This is a genomic window from Kitasatospora sp. NE20-6 (assembly GCF_045862635.1).
In genome coordinates this window covers 39700-61116 of the sequence record NZ_BPRL01000041.1, presented here as the reverse complement: position 1 = coordinate 61116, position 21417 = coordinate 39700, and the positions used below count along the sequence as shown (strand labels likewise).

Annotated in this window: 13 protein-coding genes and 1 pseudogene; 11 read left to right on the top strand and 3 right to left on the bottom strand. The window is 69.4% G+C overall.

Annotated elements, in window-relative coordinates; translation table 11 throughout:
- The first annotated feature begins 6 nt into the window (after positions 1-6).
- The 9 genes from SNE206_RS26095 to SNE206_RS26055 all read left to right on the top strand — a co-directional run bounded on the left by SNE206_RS26095 (position 7) and on the right by SNE206_RS26055 (position 17887).
- The gene (locus SNE206_RS26095; protein ID WP_407915932.1) at positions 7-4005 is read left to right on the top strand and encodes a phage resistance protein; all 3999 of its coding nucleotides are present in this window, start codon (positions 7-9) and stop codon (positions 4003-4005) included.
- Positions 4005-6905, top strand: a complete 2901-nt coding sequence (pglZ, locus tag SNE206_RS26090) for a BREX-2 system phosphatase PglZ (RefSeq protein ID WP_407915931.1) — start codon at positions 4005-4007, stop codon at positions 6903-6905. The genes SNE206_RS26095 and pglZ overlap by 1 nt, the downstream gene beginning before the upstream one ends.
- Before the next feature lie 37 nt (positions 6906-6942).
- Entirely contained in the window at positions 6943-8277 is a 1335-nt protein-coding gene (brxD, locus tag SNE206_RS26085) for a BREX system ATP-binding protein BrxD (protein ID WP_407915930.1), read from the top strand.
- A gap of 2 nt (positions 8278-8279) precedes the next feature.
- Positions 8280-10445: a DEAD/DEAH box helicase gene (locus tag SNE206_RS26080; RefSeq protein ID WP_407915929.1), complete on the top strand. Its 2166-nt coding sequence runs from the start codon at positions 8280-8282 to the stop codon at positions 10443-10445.
- Positions 10446-10655: 210 nt separating this feature from the next.
- Entirely contained in the window at positions 10656-11447 is a 792-nt protein-coding gene (locus SNE206_RS26075) for an IS3 family transposase (protein WP_407915959.1), read from the top strand.
- Between the two features lie 424 nt (positions 11448-11871).
- Positions 11872-13071: an IS30 family transposase gene (locus SNE206_RS26070; protein WP_407915958.1), complete on the top strand. Its 1200-nt coding sequence runs from the start codon at positions 11872-11874 to the stop codon at positions 13069-13071.
- 361 nt (positions 13072-13432) lie between these two features.
- Positions 13433-15124: a hypothetical protein gene (locus tag SNE206_RS26065; protein WP_407915957.1), complete on the top strand. Its 1692-nt coding sequence runs from the start codon at positions 13433-13435 to the stop codon at positions 15122-15124.
- A 274-nt stretch (positions 15125-15398) separates the two neighbouring features.
- The gene (locus tag SNE206_RS26060; RefSeq protein ID WP_407915928.1) at positions 15399-15821 is read left to right on the top strand and encodes a hypothetical protein; all 423 of its coding nucleotides are present in this window, start codon (positions 15399-15401) and stop codon (positions 15819-15821) included.
- Positions 15818-17887, top strand: coding sequence for an Hsp70 family protein (locus SNE206_RS26055; protein WP_407915927.1), 2070 nt, complete (start codon positions 15818-15820; stop codon positions 17885-17887). Before SNE206_RS26060 ends, SNE206_RS26055 begins: the two co-directional genes overlap by 4 nt.
- A 189-nt stretch (positions 17888-18076) precedes the next feature.
- On the opposite strand, the gene SNE206_RS26050 is transcribed toward SNE206_RS26055, so the two are convergent.
- Positions 18077-19579: a recombinase family protein gene (locus SNE206_RS26050; protein ID WP_407915926.1), complete on the bottom strand. Its 1503-nt coding sequence runs from the start codon at positions 19577-19579 to the stop codon at positions 18077-18079.
- Between the two features lie 125 nt (positions 19580-19704).
- Between SNE206_RS26050 and SNE206_RS26045 the strand changes: the two are divergent.
- Both SNE206_RS26045 and SNE206_RS26040 read left to right on the top strand, forming a co-directional pair.
- Positions 19705-19842: pseudogene (locus SNE206_RS26045) on the top strand (exodeoxyribonuclease III); the annotation flags it as partial.
- A 118-nt stretch (positions 19843-19960) separates the two neighbouring features.
- The gene (locus tag SNE206_RS26040) at positions 19961-20158 is read left to right on the top strand and encodes a hypothetical protein (protein WP_407915925.1); all 198 of its coding nucleotides are present in this window, start codon (positions 19961-19963) and stop codon (positions 20156-20158) included.
- A gap of 194 nt (positions 20159-20352) precedes the next feature.
- Here the strand turns inward: SNE206_RS26040 and SNE206_RS26035 are convergent, their stop codons facing one another.
- The gene (locus SNE206_RS26035) at positions 20353-20658 is read right to left on the bottom strand and encodes a DUF1905 domain-containing protein (RefSeq protein WP_407915924.1); all 306 of its coding nucleotides are present in this window, start codon (positions 20656-20658) and stop codon (positions 20353-20355) included.
- 125 nt (positions 20659-20783) lie between these two features.
- Positions 20784-21344: a hypothetical protein gene (locus SNE206_RS26030; RefSeq protein WP_407915923.1), complete on the bottom strand. Its 561-nt coding sequence runs from the start codon at positions 21342-21344 to the stop codon at positions 20784-20786.
- Between the last annotated feature and the right edge of the window lie 73 nt (positions 21345-21417).

Sequence of the window (21417 nt, the reverse complement as noted above, 5' to 3'; positions counted from 1 at the left end):
GCATTCATGAGCAAGGGCAGGCCCCGCGCCGAGGACCGGCCGCTGCTGAGCGAGCTGATCGACATCAAGGCGACGGTGTCGACGTCCGACTACGTGCTGCGGCTGAGTGAGGCCGTCACCCCCGAGGGCGCGGTGGCGGCGCTGCGCGACTACGTCGTGACGGACCGGCTGAAGAGGAACTTCGAGGAGGCGCTGGGCTACATCAAGGCGGCGCTGGACGGGCACTCGTCCAAGGCCGTCTATCTGCACGGTTCGTTCGGTTCCGGTAAGTCGCACTTCATGGCGGTGCTGTACGCGCTGCTGTCCGGGCATCAGACCGTCCGCTCCCGGGACGAGTTCGACGCCGTGCGTGCCAAGCACGCGTGGTTGGACGAGGACGGCCGTAAGTTCCTGCTCGTGCCGTACCACATGCTGTCGGCGAAGTCCCTCGAACAGCGGGTGCTCGGCCGCTACGTCGACCACGTGCGCAGGCTGCACCCGACCGCTCCGCTGCCGCAGGTCTACCGCACCGACGGTCTGTTCGAGGACTTCACGCAGCAGCGTCGGTTCAACGGCGACGCGAAGGTCATCGAGCAGCTGTCCCAGGCTGTCTCTCCCGACCCCTCACCCGTCGACACGCCTGCCGACGCCAACGACGCCTGGGGCGACCTCGTCCCCGCCGGGGACGCCTCGTTCCGGTGGACGTCCGAGCTGCTCGACGCCGCGGTGTCCGCGCCCGAGGAGCACGAGAACACCAAGCAGCTCGACCTCAAGAACCCCACCACTCCTCAGGAGCTGCGCGCCCGGCTCGTGCAGGATCTCTCGCAGACCCTCTTCCCGGCTTTCGCCCGCAACTCCTCGGAGGACGCCGACGCGTTCGTCTCCCTGGACAGGGGGCTCGGGATCATCGCCGAGCACGCCAAGTCGCTCGGCTACGACGGCCTGATCCTCTTCATGGACGAGCTGATCCTGTGGCTGGCCGGTCTGATCTCCGATCAGAAGGCGATGTCCCGCGAGGCCGACAAGATCACGAACCTGGTGGAGGGCGCCGACGAGCGGCGCGCGATCCCGATCGTGTCGTTCATCGCACGCCAGCGCGACCTGCGTGAACTCGTGGGCGAGGAGCTGTCGGGCGCCGCCGAGGTGGCCGTGCAGGAGGGGCTGAAGCTGAGCATCGGCCGCTTCGACAAGATCACGCTGGAGGACCGCAACCTCCCCCAGATCGCCCAGGCCCGGCTCCTCAAGCCCCTCACCCCTCAGGCCGAGGCGCAGATCGACACGGCTTTCGAGGAGGCCAAGCGGCTCGGTCCCGACGTGTGGCAGACGCTGCTCGGGGACGACAAGTCCATGACCGGCGCCGACGAGGAGTCGTTCCGGCGGACGTACCCCTTCTCCCCCGCCTTCATGGACACCCTCGTCCACATCTCGGGTGCGCTGCAACGCTCCCGTACCGGTCTGAAGCTGATGGGGCAGCTGCTCTCCGACCACCGCGACGACTGGCGGCTCGGCCAGCTCGTCCCGCTCGGCGACCTGTACCCGGCGCTCGTGGGCGGCGGCGACCAGGCGTTCACGGGTGAGGAGGAGGTGCACTTCAAGGCGGCCGACAAGCTGTACCAGGAGAAGCTGCGGCCGTTCCTGCTGCGCACGCACAATCTCGACGAGGACACCGTCGCCGCGTACCGACGCGACCCGAAGTCCGTCACCGACCCCCAGCTGGCTTCCCGCTGCCGGGACTTCACCGGGGACGTGCGACTGATGCACACCCTGCTGCTGTCCGCGCTCGCGCCGACCGTGCCGGCTCTCGCCGATCTGACGCTGAAACGGCTCAACGCGCTCAACTACGGGTCGATCGTCACGATGATCCCGGGCATGGAGGTGTCGCGGCTGCTCACGAAGGTCAACGAGTGGGCGGCTGCGATCACGGAGATCAAACGGACCGGCACGGATGCCAGTCCCGCCGTACAGCTCGAACTCACCGGCATCGACCTGGAGGCGGTCCTCGCCAATGCTCGGGTCCACAACAACCAGGGCGCCCGCAGGGCCAGGATGCAGGCCCTGCTGAAGGACGCCCTGGCCATCACTCCGGGCCCGGACGGGCTGGGCGGGTACGACCTGCTCAACCTGGTGTGGAAGGGCACCCAGCGGCACGTCGAGGTGGTGTTCGGCAATGTCGCCGACGTCGACTCGCTCAACGAGATCGACCTCGGCCCTGCCGGCGAGGACGTCTGGCGTCTCGTGGTCGATCTTCCTTTCGACGAGAACGAGTTCACGCCGGTCGACGACGTGCAGCGGCTGCGCAAGGTGCGCGACAAGACCGGCGGCACGGTGCGCACCCTGGCATGGCTGCCCAGCCACCTCACCCGCGCCGCGCGCGACGACTTCGAGCTGCTCGTCGTCATCGACAAGCTCCTCGCCGACGGCGACCGCTTCGACAACGAGTACGCACGCCGTCTCAAGCCCGACGACAAGATCCGCGCCAAGAGCATGTTCGCCTCGCAGCGCGAAACCCTCACCGAGGAACTCGGCAAGGTCCTGAAGCAGGCGTACGGGCTGGAGCAGAAGAAGGAGGACAAGGTCGCCCTCGACTTCGACCAGCACCTCGTGTCACTCCGCAGCGACCTGCCCGAGGACAAGCTGAAGCTGCCGTTCGGCGCCACCCTGCACGGCGCCGCCCGCGAACTCGCCGGCAAACTTCTCGCCGTACAGTTCCCGGCCCACCCCGATCTCGACCCGGAGGATCGCGGATACGCGGTGACCCCGGCCGACCTGCGTACGGTCTTCGGGTACGTACGTCAGGCGGCGGAGAGCCCGGACGGACGGGCCGAGGTCGCGGCCAAGGACCGCAAGGTGATGGCGCGGATCGCGGGCGGCCTGCAGCTGGGCACCCAGCAGGAGGCCTACTACAAGCAGTCCTCGTACTGGCCCGACCACTTCCAGCGGTTCGCCCGCCAGGACGGCGTGGCCGAGCCGACCCTAGTGCAGCTCGGCGACTGGATGAACGAGCCCGCACCGCGCGGTCTGCCCGAGGCGATGCAGAAGCTGGTGGCCTCGGCGTACGCGGAGATGACCGACCGGGTGTGGGTACTCGGTGGATCGCTGATCGACCCGGCCCCTGCCACCCCTGCCGACCTCAGGTTCACGTACGGGCTGCGCGAGCAGCCGCTGCCCGACGGGGCGGACTGGGCGGAGGCGCAGGACCGCTTCCAGGCGGTGTTCGGCGCGAAGCCGCCGCAGTTGCGGCGCGGGCGGATCGTCAACCAGTTCGCCGGGCAGATCCGGAAGGAGGCCCACGGCTACGTCGTCGACGCGGACCGGCTGGTGGCCGCCCTCGAGCAGAAACGGTCACAGCTGGGACTCGACGACGCCTCCCCGCGCCTGGACCTCGCGCGACGGGCCGCCGCCCTGGTGCGGGCACTCGCCGGGGACCACACGGTGGCGGGGGCCGCTGCTGCTTCGGGCGGGGCGAAGGGGGTCGTGGAGACACTCGCGCGGTTCGACCTCGGCGGGTTCACGGCGCAGCGGTTCGGCACGTCGCTGAAGACATCCGGCAAGGTGGTGGATGCGCTGCACCGGACGGGCTGGGAGGAACTGAAGCTGGCGGACGGCTACGGCGTCGAGGGCCTGACGATCGTCTCCCACCTGCAGGAGGCCGCTGCGGGAGATCCCGTGGACTTCCCGGACTTTCCCGCGCTGTTGAGTACGGCCGGGAGCAAGGTCATCGCGCTCGTGCAGCGCGAACGCGCGGCCAAGCAGGCCGAACAGCAGGCCGGCAGGTTCGAGCCGGTGATCGTCGCGAAGCCCGACGACATCGCCCTCGACGGAGGTTCCGCGCACCCGCCGATCAGCAGCGGAGAAGCCGCGGGCGGAGAAAAGGCCGACACCCGGCGTAAGCCCGGTGCGCGCCGCTCCGGCGGCGGCCGTACCACCGCCGCGCAGGCCGTCGCCTCGCTGCGTGCGGAGATCGCAGGGCTGGCCGAGCTGGACCCGAACGCCACCGTCGAGATCTTCTGGAAGGTCGTCGACTGATGCCCGAGACCGCCACGTCCGACACGGCCACAGCAAGCGCAGGACCACCACGCCTTCCGGCCGCCACCGTCGCCCAGTACGTCGCCTCCCGCAGCGCCCTGAACGACGGAGAACGCCATGTCCTTCTGCTGCGGGCCGCCCCGGTGTGGGACGGGCCTGCCGTACTGCGTGCCCCGGACGGGACGCGGGCCCGGGTGACGGCCGTACCTTCGGTACTCGGCGTGCACGAGCAGATCCTGCGCCACCTCAGCGGCGACGACGGCGCAGGCTCTGCCGGCCCTCTTGTCCTGGTCGTCCTGACGGATCGTGAGGACACCGAGCTCGACCCCGCCCTGCTGGCCCGCACGTACGGGCGGCGGATCCGTGAGGTCGACAACTGGGAGGTCGTCCAGGCCGCGTTCGGCGCTCAGGACATCGACGCTCGGCTGCGCGCCGAGAAGTGGGCGGCCGAGGCCCTGCTCGGTTCGGCCGGCCGGCTCGACCGGGCCGGGTTGGGCCGACGGGTCCTCTCCCGCGATGAGGCGCTCGGGCTGCTCTCCCGGCGCATCCTCGGCCTCGACGAGGCGGCCGAGGCGGGTCTGGTGGAGCCGTCCGCGGCCGGGGAGCGGATCGACGCGGTACAGCTGCTGCGCTGGACGCTGATGCCCGGCGGTCCGCAGCGCCTCGCCGGGGCGCGGGCCGCCGAACGGCGGGGCATCGGACGGTTCCTCGGCGAGCCCGACCAGGCAGGCTCGACAGGACGTTGCGTCGCCGCACTGTGCGACGCCGGTAACGGCTCGGACGCGCTCGCTTTCGCCGTGGTGTGCGCCGCGCTGTGGGCACACGGGAGCGGCGGCGAGGCGGTGTTCCGGGCGCGCGGGCGTGCCGAACGGTTCTTCGGCGAGCGACCGCCCGGAAAAGGCGAGGAACTGGACGAGCTCTTCGCCGTGTTCGGCCGGACCGGCGAGGGGTACGTGCGCTCCTTGCTCGAGCGTGGCGAGCACCGGCTCGCCGACCCCGTGCTCTCGCGGGCCGCACAGCTCACCGCGCAGTTCGGTGCCGAGTCGGCGGCCGGGGCGAGCCTGGTGCTCCAGAGCGGGCTCGACGCCCGGTTCACGGCGGCCGGCCAGGCGCTGGCCGTGCAGGATCACGCACGACTGACGCAGATCCTGGGAGAGTTGTCCGAGCACGCGCTCGCCGGGGAGGCGCAGGCTCTCGCCCGTGTCGAACGGGTACGGATGGCGGCGCGGCTGCGGCGGTGGCTCACCTCCGTGTCCTCCGCCGAGATCCTCACCGTGGCGGCGGGCATAGAGCGGCAGATGGCCGAGTTCGGCTGGGTCGACCGGGCGCTGGAGCGTCTGGAGGCAGGCGGTGATGAAGACACCGTCCTCGCGGCCGCGTACGACGCCATCGCCCGTGAGGTACGCGCCCGACGCCGACACCTGGACCACGAGTTCTCCGAACGACTCGCCGTGTGGACCGCGGTGGGTACACCACCGAAGTCGTTGCTGACGGTGGAGACGTTCCTGGAGCGGGTCGTCGCACCGATCACGTCGACGTCCGTGGGACGGCGCGTCCTGCTGCTCGTCGTCGACGGCATGAGCGCCGCGATCGCCGCGGAGCTCGGCGAGGAACTACGGCACGGATGGGCCGAGTTCGACCCCCTGGCAGGGGCCGCACGCGAGTCCGGGCCGGTACGGCGGGCGATGGCGGCGGCGCTGCCGACGCTGACTTCCGTCAGCCGCACCAGCCTGTTCGCGGGCACGCTGATGAAGGGCGACCAGGGCGACGAGAAGCGGCTCTTCCCTCAGCACCGCTTCTGGAGGAACGCACCTGCCGCCGTGTTCCACAAGGACGACATGCGGTCCGAGGAGACCGGATCGCCCTTCTCGGCGGCCCTGAACGCGGCCCTCGCGGACGAGCGCGGGCATGTCGCGGTCGTCCTCAACACCATTGACGACCGGCTCGCCAAGGAGCAGAAGCTCGGCGACGGCGCCTGGACGGTCGGCGAGGTCGGCGGGCTCGCCCCGTTGCTTCGTGCCGCGCGCGCGTCCGGCATGACCGTGCTGATCACGTCCGACCACGGGCACATCGTCGACCGGCACGGCGAACGGGTGGAGGCCGGCAGCGGGGTCATCGGCTCCGCGCGACACCGTACGCCGGGCGGTCCTGTGGCCGAGTACGAGGTCGAATTGTCCGGGCCTCGAGTGGTGTGGCCCGAGCCCGACGCGGCGATCGTCGCCCTTCGCGACCACGACAGCCGCTACACCGCACGCAAGGCCGGCTACCACGGCGGTGCCACGCTTGCCGAAGTCACCATCCCGATCCTCGCGCTACTGCCGTTCGGCGCCGAACCGCCCAAGGGGTGGCGGGAGGTGAGCGATCCGACACCGGCATGGTGGCACCTCGACACCGAGGCCGAGGTCCGCGGACCCACTGCACCGGCGGCCCCGTCCGTTCCTGCGGACAGTACGAAGAAGCCGAGTCGCCGACGTACCCAGCAGGCGGCGGAAGCGACCCCCGGCCTGTTCGACATCGACCAGGTCGCCGTCCCCGAGCCTCAGCCCGAACCATCGACCGCACCACAGCCGGAGCAGCCCGCACCGTCCGCAGGACCTGATGCCGACCTCGTGCAACGGCTGACTGCGAGCGAGCTCTACCAGGCGCAGCTCGACCTGCTCGCCCGCAAGCCACGCGGCGACGCCGTGCCGCGCGCGCTGACCGCACTGGTCGAAGCGGGCACTCTGTCGATGACCGCACTCGCCGAACGCGCCGGTCAGCCCACCGCACGTGCGGCGGGCTTCGCGGCGACCCTCGCACAGCTCCTCAACCACGACGGCGCACCGATCCTGGAAATCCTCCCCGACAACCGCACGCTGAGGCTCAACCGGACGCTCCTGCGTATCCAGTTCGAGCTGTGAGCCCCACGCGTCCCCACCGGAAGGGCAACGTAAGCACGTGAACAACCCTGGAGCGGCAAGCGGTGCTGTGAGCGCGGTGCGGCGGCGGGCCGTCCTCGACGCGCTGCGCCGCGGCGCCGTCCCCGACAGCGGCCTGGATCTCCTCGCGACCGGCCTGGACCGGTTCGAGCAGGCCGTGGACGAGGAACTGCAGACGGCTGCGTCCGGCGGATCGGTGTTCAAGGCGGTACGCGGTGAGTACGGCTCCGGCAAAACCTTCTTCACCCGATGGCTCGCCGAACGCGCCAAGCGCCTCAAGTTCGCCGTCGCCGAAGTGCAGATCTCCGAGACGGAGACACCGCTGCACAGGTTGGAGACTGTGTACCGGCGGCTCACCGAGCGCCTGACCACAGCGAGTTTCCCGCCCAGTGCGCTACGACCGGTCATCGACGCATGGTTCTACGCGCTGGAGGAAGACGCACTGGACGACGGGGCAAACGAGGACGAACTGCCCGCCGCCGTCGAACGGCTGCTCACCGCGCGGCTCACCGAGGTGTCCCGACACGCACCCGCCTTCGCGACCGCACTGCGCGGCTACCGGCAGGCGCTCCAGGCCGGTGACGAGCCGACGGCCTCCGCCGTCCTGTCCTGGCTCGGCGGACAACCGCACGTCGCCGCCTCCGCCCGGCGCGCCGCAGGGGTACGCGGCGACCTCGACCACTTCGGCGCGTTCGGTTTCCTGCAGGGGCTGCTCACCGTGCTGCGCGACAGCGGGCACGCGGGTCTGGTCCTGGTCCTGGACGAGGTCGAGACACTGCAGCGGGTACGGTCGGACGCCCGCGACAAAGCCCTCAACGCACTGCGGCAGTTGATCGACGAGGTACACTCCGGCCGCTTCCCCGGCCTGTACCTGATCATCACGGGCACCCCGGCCTTCTACGACGGCCGGCAGGGCGTGCAACGCCTCGCACCGCTCGCGCAGCGCCTGGCCACCGACTTCACCACCGACCCGCGCTTCGACAACCCGCGTGCCGTACAGGTCCGACTGCCAGGCTTCACGACCGACTCGCTCACCGGCCTCGGCGCCACCATCCGCGACCTGTACGCGCAGGGGGCCGACTCCCCGGAGCGGATCGGCAAGCTCGCCGACGACACGTACATCGCCGACCTGGCGGGCGCGGTCGGCGGGGCGCTGGGGGGAAAGGTGGGGGTGGCGCCGCGGGTGTTCCTGAAGAAACTCGTGGGCGACGTCCTCGACCGTATCGACCAGTTCCCCGACTTCGATCCGCGCACCCACTACCGCCTCACCCTGCGCGGCGGTGACCTGACCGACGTGGAACGCAACGCAGCCGCCCTCACCGGGTCGGCGGACGAGATCGAGCTGGAGCTGTAGCTGTGAGCTCGGAAGCGGTGGGTACGGACCCGGTCGAGCGGCTCGATCCGGTGATCGTGCACCACATCGTCAACACCTTGGGCTGGCCCGACCTGCGCCCCCTCCAGAAGGCGGCCGTCGGGCCACTCCTCGACGGCGAGGACACGGTGCTGCTCGCCCCGACGGCGGGCGGCAAGACCGAAGCGGCCGTCTTCCCCGTGCTCTCCGCCATGGCCCACCAGGGGTGGACGGGAACGTCAGTGCTGTACCTGGCCCCGCTGAAAGCCCTGCTGAACAACCTCGTCCACCGGGTCGACGGCTACGCGCAGTGGATCGGTCGGCGCGCCGCCCTCTGGCACGGCGACACCTCGGAGGCCACGCGGCGTCGGATTCGAGTCGACGCCCCTGACGTGCTCCTGACCACACCCGAGTCGCTCGAGGCCATGCTGATCAGCGTCAAGACGGATCATGCGCTGATGCTCGGTCAGGTGCGGGCCGTCGTCATCGACGAGGTGCACGCCTTCGCCGCCGACGACCGGGGCTGGCATCTGCTCGCCGTACTGGAACGCCTGGAACGCCTGACCGGCAGGCCGATCCAGCGGATCGGCCTCTCCGCGACGGTCGGCAACCCCGACACGCTGCTCACCTGGCTGCAGGGGGCCCGGCCGAAGGAACGAACGGGGCGGGTCATCGCACCGGACCTGCCCCGCACAGCCAAGACATCCGACGTATCCGACGTATCCGACAAGGCAGCTGCGCGTCCGTCCGGCGACGTGGAACTGGACTACGTCGGCTCGCTCGCCAATGCCGCCAAGGTGATCGAAGCCCTGCACCATGGCGAGAAAAGGCTCGTGTTCTGCGACTCGCGCAAGCAGGTCGAGGAGCTCGGTGCCGCGCTGCGGGAGCGCGAGGTCACGGTCTTCCTCTCGCACGCGTCCTTGTCCGCCCAGGAACGCGCCCGGTCCGAGGCCGCCTTCGCCGAGGCCCGCGACTGCGTGATCGTGTCCACGTCCACACTGGAACTCGGCATCGACGTCGGCGACCTGGACCGCGTCATCCAGATCGACTCACCGTCGACCGTGGCCTCGTTCTTGCAACGTATCGGCCGTACCGGGCGGCGTGCCGGCTCATCGCGCAACTGCCTGTTCCTGACGACCCGCGAGGACACTCTTCTCCAGGCCGCCGGTCTGCTCACGCTGTGGTCGCGCGGCTGGGTCGAGCCCATCACCCCGCCACCCTCACCCCGACACCTCGTCGCCCAGCAGCTCCTCGCGGTGATCCTGCAGCAGCACCAGCTCGGCGACCAGGTGTGGGCCGAGCAGTGGAACGGCCTCGCGCCGTTCGACACCTCCGCGCAGCCCCTCGTCGACTATCTCGCTGCACAGGGCTTCCTGGACCGGGACGGTGGGATGCTGTTCATCGGGCCCGAGGCCGAGAAGGCCTTCGGGCGACGGCACTTCATGGAGCTCACTGCTTCCTTCACGGCTCCTCCCGAGTTCACCGTGCTCGCCGGGCGCGCGGAGATCGGCACCACCGACCCCTCCGTACTCACCGAGGAACGGCCAGGGCCACGGCGCCTGTTGCTCGCCGGACGCAGCTGGCAAGTCACCTTCACCGACTGGGCGCGGCGGCGAGTTTTCGTCGAACCGGTCCAGGACGGCGGCGTGGCCAAGTGGCAGGGCAGCGAGTTCCGCGGCCTGTCCTTCGCCCTCACGCGTGCGATGCGCGACGTGCTCCTCGGCGAAGACCCCGGCGTCCGCCTCACCCGTCGTGCGGAGACCGCCCTCGCGGTACTGCGTACCGATCGGGCGCCGCGCGAAGTCCATCCTGCCGGAACTGTCCTGGCGCGCGACGCCGACGCGGCACGCTGGTGGACCTGGGCCGGCTACCGGGCCAACGCGACCCTCACTGCTTCCCTCGGCAACCTAGCCGACCCCGTCCAACGCCCCACCGACACCCACGTACGCCTCCGCCAGGACCTCTCGCCCGGCGACTGGAAGGCGGCCCGCGCGGAACTGCCCGACTCCCTCACCCTGCCCTCGGTCGACCCGCGCGCGGTCCGCGGCCTGAAGTTCTCCACCGCGCTACCCGAACGCCTTGCCACAGCGACCCTCGCGGAGCGTCTGGCCGACCTTGATGGCGCCCTGGCCGCGGCCCGGGAACCGGTGCGCATCGAGTGGGGCGGCTGAAAGCCGCCAGCGTTCGTGCCGGGCCGTACCCGGTTCCCGAGGGGAGCACGAATTCCACGGCCGTCGACGCCAAACCGGGCAGGCCGTTGCCCTGCAGGTCAAGTCCCATCGGTGGCTCACTTCCAAGCCAACAACGCCTGGCTGACCCTGTGGGCGGTCGCGTTCAGCCTGCTCCGTGAGCTGCGCTGATCTTCGAGGAGTCCTTGAAGCCTGGGTTACGATTCAGACGTAAGGAGAACCACAGCAGCGCCTGCACCAGGTAAGTACCTCGATGAGCTCCGCGAGCTTGCCGTCCGTAAGGTCCGTTCCACAGGCCGTCCGGTTGCGCACCTCGCCCGCAACCTGGGCATCCACAAGGAAACCCTGCGGTGCTGGGTCCGCCAGGCCGAGGCCGATGCCGGCGAGCGCGATGATCGCCTGACCAGCTCCGAGCTGGGGGCGCTGAAGCAACTCCGCCAAGAGAATGCCGAGTTGAGGCGGGGCAAAGAGATCCTCAAGGCCGCCAGCGTGCTGTTTACCCAGGAGCTCGACCCCCCAGACGAGGCCGAGCAGGTGATCGACCACCTGCGCGACGGCTTCGGGGTCGATCCCCCCTGCCGGGTGCTGGACCTGTCGCCGTCGACCTACTTTGCCCGCAAAACGCGGCCGAAGTCCACCCGCCGCTTGCGCGACGAAGAACTGATTCCGCTGGTCACGGCTGTGTGGGAGGACTCTGGCCGCACCTACGGTGGCCGCCGGGTCACCCGCACGCTGGTCCGGGCCGGCCACGCGGTCGCCTGCTGCACCGTCGAGCGGCTGATGCGCGAGCTCGGCATCGAGGGCGTGATCCGCGGGCGGCGGCGTCGCACGACGATCCCCGAGCCGGCAGCCCCGCGCCCGCCCGACCTGGTCAACCGGCAGTTCACCGCCGAACGTCCGAACCGGCTGTGGCTGGCGGACCTGAGCTACATCCGCACCTGGACGGGCTGGGTCTACGTCGCATTTGTCCTGGACGCGTACTAACACCGGGTCGTGGGCTGGCAAGCCGACACCCACATGCACCGACCCGCCGCTGGAGGCGCTCGAGATGGCGCTGCGGCGGCAGAAGATCAAGAAGGGCGCGCCAGCCTCATTCATCACAGCGACCGTGGGTCGCAGGGCGGATTCAATCGGTTGTCGCAACACCTTGATTTCGGAGGTGTTCAAGATCGTTACAGGGGACTGGAGCCGGAAGGCCAGCGATGTGCCCGAGGGGTTTCGGCGGCAGTGGCGTGCTGACCGGGCACTGAGGCCGGCGATGCGTTCGCCTGGCCGGCCTGATCCGTCGCGGGTGGTGCAGCGGCAGTTCTGGCGGCTGATCGCCACGGGCGTCACGACGGCTGAGGCATCGCTGGCGGTCGGGGTGTCGTGGCCGGTCGGCTCTCGGTGGTTCCGTCACGCTGGCGGGATGCCGCCGATCTCTCTGGCCGAGCCCACCGGCCGCTACCTGTCCTTCGAGGAGCGCGAGGAGATCGCGATCCTGCGTGCCCAGGACAAGGGCGCGCGAGAGATCGCCCGCGCGATCGGACGTGACCCGGGGACGATCTCGCGCGAGTTGCGCCGCAACGCCGCCACCCGCGGCGGGAAGCAGGAGTACCGGGCCACGGTCGCCCAGTGGAAGGCCCAGCAGGCCGCGAAGCGCCCGAAGGCGGCCAAGCTCGCAGGCAACGACAGGCTGTGTGAATACGTACAGGAGCGGCTCGCCGGCAATGTCCGTCGTTCCGACGGCACGATCGTCACCGGGCCTACGACGTCCGCGTGGAAGGGGCTGAACAAGCCGCACCGGCAGGACAGAAGATGGGCGACGGCATGGAGCCCGGAGCAGATTTCGCGTCGGCTTCGCGTCGACTTCCCCGATGATGAGTCCATGCGCATCAGCCACGAGGCGATCTACCAGGCGCTGTTCATCGAGGGCCGTGGTGCGCTCAAGCGGGAGCTGGTCACGTGTCTGCGTACCGGCCGGGCACTGCGGACTCCCCGGGCGCGGTCGCAGAACAAGCCGCAAGGGCATGTAACCGCGGACGTCGTCCTCGGCGAACGCCCCGCCGAGGCCGGGGACCGCGCGGTTCCCGGACACTGGGAAGGCGACTTGATCATCGGGGCGGGCCGCTCCGCGATCGGCACGCTCGTCGAGCGCAGCAGCCGCTCCACGCTCCTGGTGCACCTGCCCCGGCTCGAAGGCTGGGGCGAGAACCCGCCGGTGAAGAACGGCACCTCGCTCGGGGGCTATGGCGCGATCGCGATGAACACGGCGCTCACCACATCAATGACGCAGCTGCCCGAGCAACTACGCAAGACCCTCACCTGGGACCGCGGGAAGGAACTCTCCGGCCATGCCCAGTTCGCTCTCGATACCGGGACGAAGGTGTTCTTCGCCGATCCGCACTCGCCTTGGCAACGACCGACGAATGAGAACACCAACGGGCTGCTGCGTCAGTACTTCCCGAAGGGGACCGACCTGTCCCGTTGGTCAGCCGAAGACCTCGAAGCGGTCGCCACGGCGATCAACAACCGGCCCCGCAAAGTGCTCGGTTGGCGGACACCAGCCGAGGTCTTCGAGGAACAGCTACGCTCGCTGCAACAGACCGGTGTTGCAACGACCGGTTGAACTCGCCCAGTATCTGTTCATTCTACACAGAGCGATTGTCCGAGACCGGCGCCTCGGCATCCGTAGGCTCCGTCGCCGACTCGTACACAACGCGATAACTGAGGCCCTGAACGGCACGTTCAAAGCCGAGTTGGCCGAGTATCAGGGACCGTGGCGGGACTGCGGCGAGGTCGAGCGGGCCATCTTCCAATGGGTCGGTGGCTCGACCTCCTGCTGGCCAACGCAGCCGCCCGCGCCGCCGAATGACCCTGCTCCACGGCGCTCTGCCAGCGATCCCGAACCACCTCTCGTCAAGGTCACGATACATACGAGACCAGATGGATTGTCAGGCCGCCCGGGTAGCCTGTCGGCTGTGCACGAGATGACGGACCCGGTCGCTGCCCGGCAAGCGGCGAAGGCCGTAGAACGAGAGCGCCTGACACGGGCAAATGAACGCCGGGAGGGGCAGAGTCCCTCGGGTGTGAGCGGTTTCGTCCTGCGCAAGTGGCGTTGGCTCGGTGTCGGGGGCAGCGAGGCCGTCGAAGCCGTGCTGGCAATGCTTTCGGAGATAGTGGCGCTCGCCGGTATACTCGAAACGGACAGGGCAGTACTCACGCGGGCGCTCGGAGGGGATCCTGACCGCGAGGTCTTGTTGCCTGCGGTCCAGACCGGGCTGAGCCACCTGTCGGCTGCGTCGGTCCTCGGCCACATACGCAACCTCTGGGGCACCGGAGTGCGCTGGATCAACGAGGCGGGCCTGGAACGGTGCCGATTGCTGTGTTCGACAGCGCCCGGCCTGGACCTCGTCGGCAAGCGTGCCCTATCAGTGACAGGCGGCCCCGCATACTCCCTCTTTGCGACCGCGGCCACCCGTGGCGCGATCCCCATCCCCAACCGCTTCCTGGACGGGCTTCTCGCCTGGGCTCCGCTGACCGTCATCGACGATCTGGTAGACCGTGGTGGTCTCCTGGCCGAGGACGTGCCCTGGCAATCACGCGATGACCAGGAGAGTCTCTATCTGCGTGCGCGCCTCGTACCGGAGAAGACTACCGATGAGGAGGCGCGACGGCTCGGCTGGCAGGCCTATCTACGCCGACAGGCCTTCATGAGCGGCGAGACGCTCATCCGGCAGGAACCGGACGATCTGTGGGACCTCCTGTACGACGTCGTACTGGACGGAGACACAACCGCTCTCGATGCGCTTGACGCGGCTCTGCCCCGAGCCCAGCAGATCGAATTGCGCGATCTCAAGTCGGGCGCTGTGGCCGGTCAATGGCCGCTGAGCATGGGTGAGGACCGCGGGCTCTGGCGCCTGATGGCAACTCTGTGGAAGCCACAGGAGCTCATCGACGCCGGACGTAGTCCCTTCTACGCACTCGTCGGCGCGAACCGGGCTTACAACCTGATCAGGGCCGGCGAGACGGAGGCGGCGGCACTTCAGGCGCATTCCCTCACCCGCGGCGGTAACGGCCGCAAGGTCCCCGCAGAGCTGGTCCAGGAGGGGCATGCCATCGCCGCGTACGCGGCCGTGCGACAGAGCGAGACGCTCGAGTCGGCTGTAGCACGGAAGAAACTGCTCGACTCCGCCGAAGAACACGCCGAGAAGGCTGCGGCGCAGCACGGTGCCGCAGCCGAACGGAACCTCCGGCTCCTGCGCGCGTGGAGAGAGACGAAGCGGAACGACCGCAGCCCGTTCAGCAATCCGTTCCTTGACATCGGTCTGGATCACGGTGCCGACGGTTGGGAGGAACGTTGCCGGGAGATATTCCGTCACCACGAGGGAGATGCCAAGGCCCAGTCCGCTCTGAACTTGGCCGAGGACCGTATTCGTGGCGCGCTGCGCGAAGAGGCGGGCTGGGATGTCTTCTACCGGTTGCCACTTGACCCGCCGCGGTACGTCATGCCCTTTCAGGTGCCGCGACATCTTGTGCCTCCGGTGGAATCCCTGCCCCGCCGAACCCCGATGACAAGTGCCGACGAGTTGGAGGCCATCCGTGCCCGCGCCGCCGTCGAACTCCTCGACGACTTCCGGACTACTGCCCCCCATCTCGACCGCCACAGTTCCCCGCGATGACCGCTGCGACGTCCGCTTCCTGGTTCAACGCCCCTACCCGAACGAAGCAGAGCCGAGCCTGATGTCTGCAAAGAATGAGAAGTCTCCCCGGAGCGAGCGCCTCCGCCTCCGCTGCCCAGCCTGCGGCCGGGTACCGACCGGTGCGAGGAGTTCGGAGCCACCCCATAAACCTGGGGGCCTGAGGCGTCACAGGAATCGGGGCTCCCAGCCCTCGGCCGAGTCGGTGCGGACGAGCGCTGGTGATTCTCCCGTCCGTCCCGACCCGATCGACGCGATGACAGTGATCAAGGGAGTTGTGGAACGCGTCCCGGAGGCGCTGGAAGCTGCCGGGTCCGACGAGGTGCCGCCGTCTGGGGTGCTTGCCGCGGCCGTGCGCAAGGCGGTGCTGGACGAATTCCGTACGCGCGCCCAGTTTGCCGGACGCCTCGCCGAAATCGACGCGCTGCTTCGGTCCCGCGCCGGTGACAGCCGCGAGGTGGTCGAGAGTGCGATGAGCGCACATCTGCGAGAACTGCGGCTGCTGCGAGTCACGGAACCAGAAGCAAGCGACCGGTTCGTAGTGACGGAGGGCGCGGGAGACGCCCTCGAGTTGCTGAGTCCGGCATACGTCGACGAGTTGACAGGGAAAGTCATTCTTGCGGGACAACTCCGGCGCGTCGCCGGCCCCGCTTCTACGGGGTGGGGGGAGGAAGCATGACGGCAGCCGGAATTGACTTCGGGACTACCAACTCTGTCGCCGCACAGTGGAACGGCGAGTACGTCGAATTGCTGGAGATCGGTGGGCAAGGCCTGGACGCCAACTGGAGGCGCAGGGGCTTCGAGCTGCTCTACCCGTCGGTTGTCGGCACGAGTTCCCTGCGGCCGGGCACGCTATTCGGTTGGGAGGCGAAACTCCGTTCTGAGCAGGCCGTCGAGGCGTGCAAGCGGATGCTACGGGAGGAACCGTTCGTCAAGCTGGGCGGTGAACGGTTCGCTGCGACCACCGCCGCGGCCGGCGTCTTCCACGCCATCGCCAGGGCCGCCGAGGAGGAAGCCGCCACGGAGATCCGCGAGGCCGTCGTCACGGTGCCCGCCAACGCGACCGGCGCGGCCCGGTTCCGTACGCGCGAGGCAGCCCGTGCCGCCGGAATCACGGTCCGCACGCTGCTGAACGAACCGACGGCAGCTGCGATCGCTTACGCCCACGAGATGGAGGTCGACGGCGAGTTCCTGGTCTTCGACTGGGGCGGCGGCACGATGGACGCCACCCTGCTCCTGCACGACGACGGCTTCTTCGACGAAAAGGCGAGCCGAGGAGTGAGCCGCCTCGGCGGCCTGGAAATCGACGCTCGGCTGCGCAGCATGGTCCTCGACCGGGCGCCCGCTCGCGGGCGCTGGAGCGATTCAGAGAAGCGGATGTTCGCCCTTGACATTGAGCGGGCCAAGATCCTGCTCTCCCATCAAGAGTCGGTCGGCGTCCAGACGCCTGACGGGGCCCTCGTCGAGATCGGACAAAACGAGTTCGCCGAGGCCATCCAGGACCTCATCAGCCGTGCGCTCGATCCCGTGGAAGAATGCCTGGAGCAGGCCCGGATCGACCCCCGGGATCTCACTGCCGTACTGATGATCGGCGGCAGCAGTCAGATCCCAGCGGTACGCACCGCGGTCTCCGAAGCACTCGACTGCGAACTCGTCGACACCGCACTGTGCGACCCCATGACTGCGGTGGCCGAAGGAGCCGCGATCAGCGCGGCGGCCATGGACGGCGAGCTGAACAGCATCATCCGTGTGGTCAACACACACGCCCTCGGCACGATCACCAAGGACCGCGAGGGCCGGCGAGGATTCAGCGCCCTCATCGACCGGAACATGCGCCTGCCCCAGCAGCGCATGAAGTCATACGAGCCGCACAAGGACAACGTCTCCCGCCTGACCGTGGAGGTCTGGGAGGGAGACCCGGACCGCGATGTAGACCACCCGGACAACGTCAAACTGGCTGACCTCGTCCTCACGTACCCCCGGCCGTGCACAGGCGAGGATAGGGTCTTCGATCTGGAGTACACCTACAGCAAGGAAGGACTGCTGACCGTCAAGGCGACCCTTCAGAAGACCGGAGAGGTCGTCCTCGACGGAGAAGTGAAGGTGTTCGGGGACGGGAACGTCCTGCCGGAGGTAAAGAAGGAACTCGACCGCCTACTCACCCTCGCCCCGGCTGCCCGGCCCGCCGCCACGCCGACTCACCCGAAGCAAGCCCAGCCCAGCGGCCAGAGGAATGGGGCACCTAAGCCCGCCCCGCCGCATTCCGCACCCAGTTCAGCCCACACGAGCGCCGAGGCGCCGCCGCTCATCGTGGACGGCTCTAACCTTGCTTGGAACGGTCGGCCTCCGCGCACGGCGGGTGGCAAACCGAGCTTCGCGGCACTGGAGGCGGCGATCCGATCACTGCGGTTCAAGCATCCCGACCGCGACATTCATATTGTGGTCGACGCCACGCTGCGCCACGATGTGTCCGCCGAAGAGCGTCTCCTGGTGGAGGCTGCCATCGCTGATGGGAAGGTTGTGCAACCCCCCGCCGGGACCGAGGGCCGCGGCGACGCGCTGGTGATCAGCATCGCCGACGAGGTCAATGGGGTCATCATCTCAAATGACAACTTCGCGCCGTTTCAGAAGGCGAACCCTTGGCTCCGGAACGCGGGGCGGGTCCTCGGAGCCACTCACTCCCAAGGGGTGTGGGTCTTCAATTGGCGCATACCGAATCCGGCGGCGCCCGGCCGGCCAAGGTGACGCGTTCGAGGTAGCGAAGGCGCGGACTGCCGCAATCGCTGCGAGGGTTCCGCAGTCCGCGCCAGGACACGAATCGCACCACGGTCGCCCTGTTGCAGGCGTCCTCTACCGCGCACCCCATATAGCTCTGGCCGCGGTACTGCAGGTAGTGCCCTTGGTTAACGACGGCGGGCGCCGGGGCGGCTCGTCCTACTCGAGCTGCCTCGAAAGGCTAGTTGGTAGGTGCCAACCCTCGGTGGCCGGCGTCATGTAGACCCTGGCTTTGAGGCCGATCAGCAACTGGCGGCGGTGTTCCTGGTCGGCCTGGGTCCACGCGTCGGCGAAGGTCTGACCGGTTTCGACGTCGATCCAGGCCGCGGGGCGTTGTGGCAGGGCGGCCAGGCGGCGGCGTTCGTCGACGAGGACCTCGAGGGCCTCGGAGTACTCGTCGTCGCCGCCGGGATAGTCAAACAGGCCGCGGCGCTTCTCCTCCCTGAGATCCTTCATCGCCTGGGCGACGTGATTCAGCTGCTCGGTGTGGTCCTCGCCGGGGATGAACTTCCGGACCGTCATCGGCAGGCCGGCGAGGCGGTCGACCAGTGCGACGACCGCTGCGGTGACCCGCTCCCCCTTGACGGACTGTCCTCGGCAGGCGGGCTTGCCGGTCTTCCGCACGCACCGGTAGTACTCGTAGATGCGGCCGTTGCGGGCGTGGTTCTCCTGCCGGTAGAGCCGGTCCCCGCAGCGATCGCAGTGCACCACGCCCAACCATGGTGCCGCCCCGTTGGAGCGTTCCCTAGTCACCGACCGCTCGTTCATCGCGGCCTGGATCGCGGCCCACTCCTCCTCGGTGAAGAGGGGCTTGGCGATCCGGATCGGCAGGCCCTTCGCGTCACGGGCGAGCTTGCGGGCCTTCACGGAGCGCCCAACGAGTTTGAGGCCCATCGTCGCCGGCGAGCGCAGGATCTTGCCGACGCTAGAGGCGTTCCAGTGGTTCGACGGTGGCGTCTTGCGCTTGCTCGAGTACGTCTCACCCTGGTTCTTCCAGACGTGGGTGGCGGGGGTGTCGAAGCCGGCCGCTTCCAGCGCTGCGCCGATCATCCACTGGCTCTGCCCCTCCAAGAGCAGCTTGCCCATGTAGCGGACGGCCTCCAAGGTGACCGGGTCCGGCTCCAGCGTCCGACCGCCGCCGGGCCGGTCCACGATCCGGAATCCGTACGGCGGCTGGCCGCCCGCCCACCGGTCCGTCTTGCGCAGATGCCGGTGCGCGCCGGCCACCCGAGCCTTGATCCGCTTGAGCTCCATCTCCGCGAAGATCGACGCCAGCATCAGGAACACCTTCGCCAGCTCGTTCCCGAACGACGACTCGCGGCCCTTCCGGTAGTCCAGCGTGATCCCGTCGTCGGTGAACACCAGGACCTTGTGGTTCTCCTCCGCCCAGTGCGCCACGTCCGCGCAGTCCTTCGCCGACCGGAACGCCCGGTCCACCTTGGCCCACACCATCGCGTCCCACTCGCCCTGCCGATCGGTGAGCCACGGCCCCAGATCCGGCCGCTTCCACGGCGTGACCTCCGCGGAGACGTCCAGGTCCTCGAACGACCCGACGATCTCCCACTCCTTCGCGAGCGCATGCCGGGCGGCGGACTCCGCTTGGATCAGGTGCGACACCTTGCCCTCGTCCCCGTGCGTGTCGGAGACACGCGAACCAACCACCGCCCGAACCGGCACCACAGTCGTCATACTGCCCACGGGTAGCCCCCTACCGCCCAGGCCAGCAGACGCATACGAACCACCCCCACTCGACCGGGTGGACTCTTTTGGAAAACGCGTCGTTCCGCTGGCGCATCGACCTGCAGTGCGCGTCGCCCGGCCTGGCCGCACGGGCCCTCTGGGCGGAGACCGAGCGCGCCACGACCCACGACGAACGCTGGTCCGACCACGCGCCCGTCACCGTGGCGTACGACGACAAGGTCTGACGGTCTTGCCCCTGCGGCTCCGACCGGGAATTCTGAGCCGATGCCAGGACAGGGGCGGCACGAGGCCGAGAGGCAGCGGTCCGCTGCCCGCACCGCGCCGGGCACGGGACGGTGGGAAGTGCTCCTGGAGACCGGGGACGCTGCGGAGCTGCGCGCCCACGCGCGGCGCCTGCAGGAGGCCGGGGTCGACGCGTCGATGATCCGGATCGACACGCTGTGCGGCCGCGTGACGTACCCGTCGGGGTACCGCCTGAGCCGATTCGTGCCGGACCCCGCGTGCGGGTCCGGCACCGCGCACGAGCACGCGGACGGCTGATCGTGCGGCGGTTCGGGGTGAGTTGACGGACACGGCGCAGGAGCGGACAGCGCTCCTGCTGCCGCAGGCGGACGGGGTCCGGAGGGGATCCGCACCCCGCGCGCCGTGACCGGGCCGCCGACCGCCGACGCCGGGGGACCGCCGAGCCCGTGGGACCTCCGGCGGTCGGCCACCCGCGCGGACCCGCCCGCCGGTCATTCGCCGGGCACGGCCTGGAGGCGGACGGTCACCTCCACGGCGACCTCGTCGCCCGGCAGGAGTTCCAGCGGCTTGCGCACGGCGTTCTTGATCGGCAGCAGGTAGCCGCCGTCCCTCGGGATGAGGGACGTGGTGAAGACGTTCCCGGCGATGCGGGCCTCGACCGGCACGACGCCCCAGCCGTACGTGGCCCCCGACGCCACCTCGCGGATGTCCGCGGACTGCTCCTCCGGCACGGGGACGAAGTAGTACGGGGAGGGCCCACGCCATTCGATGACGTGGCCGTCGAAGACGAGGCGCATGGGGTCGGTCCGCCTCTCGATGGGGTCCGGATCCGGCTCAGGGTACCGGCGTTGCCGCGGGACGGACGGACGGGGAGCGGGCGGCGCGGACGGCGGGCCGGGGGACTGCGGGCGGGGACGTGGGCCTACGGGTGGTCGGGGATCCGGCGGGCGTCGAGCAGGTGGAGGTCCGCGGCGGTGTCCGGCGGCCGGACGGTGGACTCGTACCGCAGGGCGAGGGCGCCGAACCAGACGACGATGAGCAGGCCTGCGGGATACAGCGCCTCTTCGGGCGCGACGTTGCCGACGAAGGAGTAGCCGGCGAGCCACACACCGGTGAGGGCGCCGAGGATGCGGATGACCGGCCGGTGCGCGAAGGCGGAGCTGACGGCGATCCAGATGCCGGCGAAGACGTGGCCTCCCAGCCGGATCGGCCAGGTGAGGTCGTGGGCGACGCCGTTGATGGCGAGGATGCCGGTGAGGACGTCGAGCGTGATCCAGCTGTAGCCGGCCGCCTTGGCCCAGACCGGCGCCTCCATCCGTGCGATCAGGAAGAGGATCGCGAGGTGGAAGAGCACGCCGGTGTACTCGGGCCAGACGACGCCGTGCTCGGCGACGGCGAAGGACACGAGGGTGGGGAGGAACAGCACGATCGGCAGGACGGCGAGCGTCCTGAACCGGAGGTGGATGTCGCGTGCGTCGGGCACGGGGCTGCCTTTCGGTCGGGTGCGGGCGTGCGGAGTCCCCGGGCGGGGTCCCTCGCCGGTACGGCGGGGCGCC

Coding starts and splice junctions, on each gene's coding strand:
- SNE206_RS26065 (WP_407915957.1), top strand. CDS start 13,433: ATGACGGACCCGGTCGCTGCCCGGCAAGCGGCGAAGGCCGTAGAACGA.
- pglZ (WP_407915931.1), top strand. CDS start 4,005: ATGCCCGAGACCGCCACGTCCGACACGGCCACAGCAAGCGCAGGACCA.
- SNE206_RS26070 (WP_407915958.1), top strand. CDS start 11,872: ATGCCGCCGATCTCTCTGGCCGAGCCCACCGGCCGCTACCTGTCCTTC.
- SNE206_RS26035 (WP_407915924.1), bottom strand. CDS start 20,658: ATGCGCCTCGTCTTCGACGGCCACGTCATCGAATGGCGTGGGCCCTCC.
- SNE206_RS26095 (WP_407915932.1), top strand. CDS start 7: ATGAGCAAGGGCAGGCCCCGCGCCGAGGACCGGCCGCTGCTGAGCGAG.
- SNE206_RS26055 (WP_407915927.1), top strand. CDS start 15,818: ATGACGGCAGCCGGAATTGACTTCGGGACTACCAACTCTGTCGCCGCA.
- SNE206_RS26060 (WP_407915928.1), top strand. CDS start 15,399: ATGACAGTGATCAAGGGAGTTGTGGAACGCGTCCCGGAGGCGCTGGAA.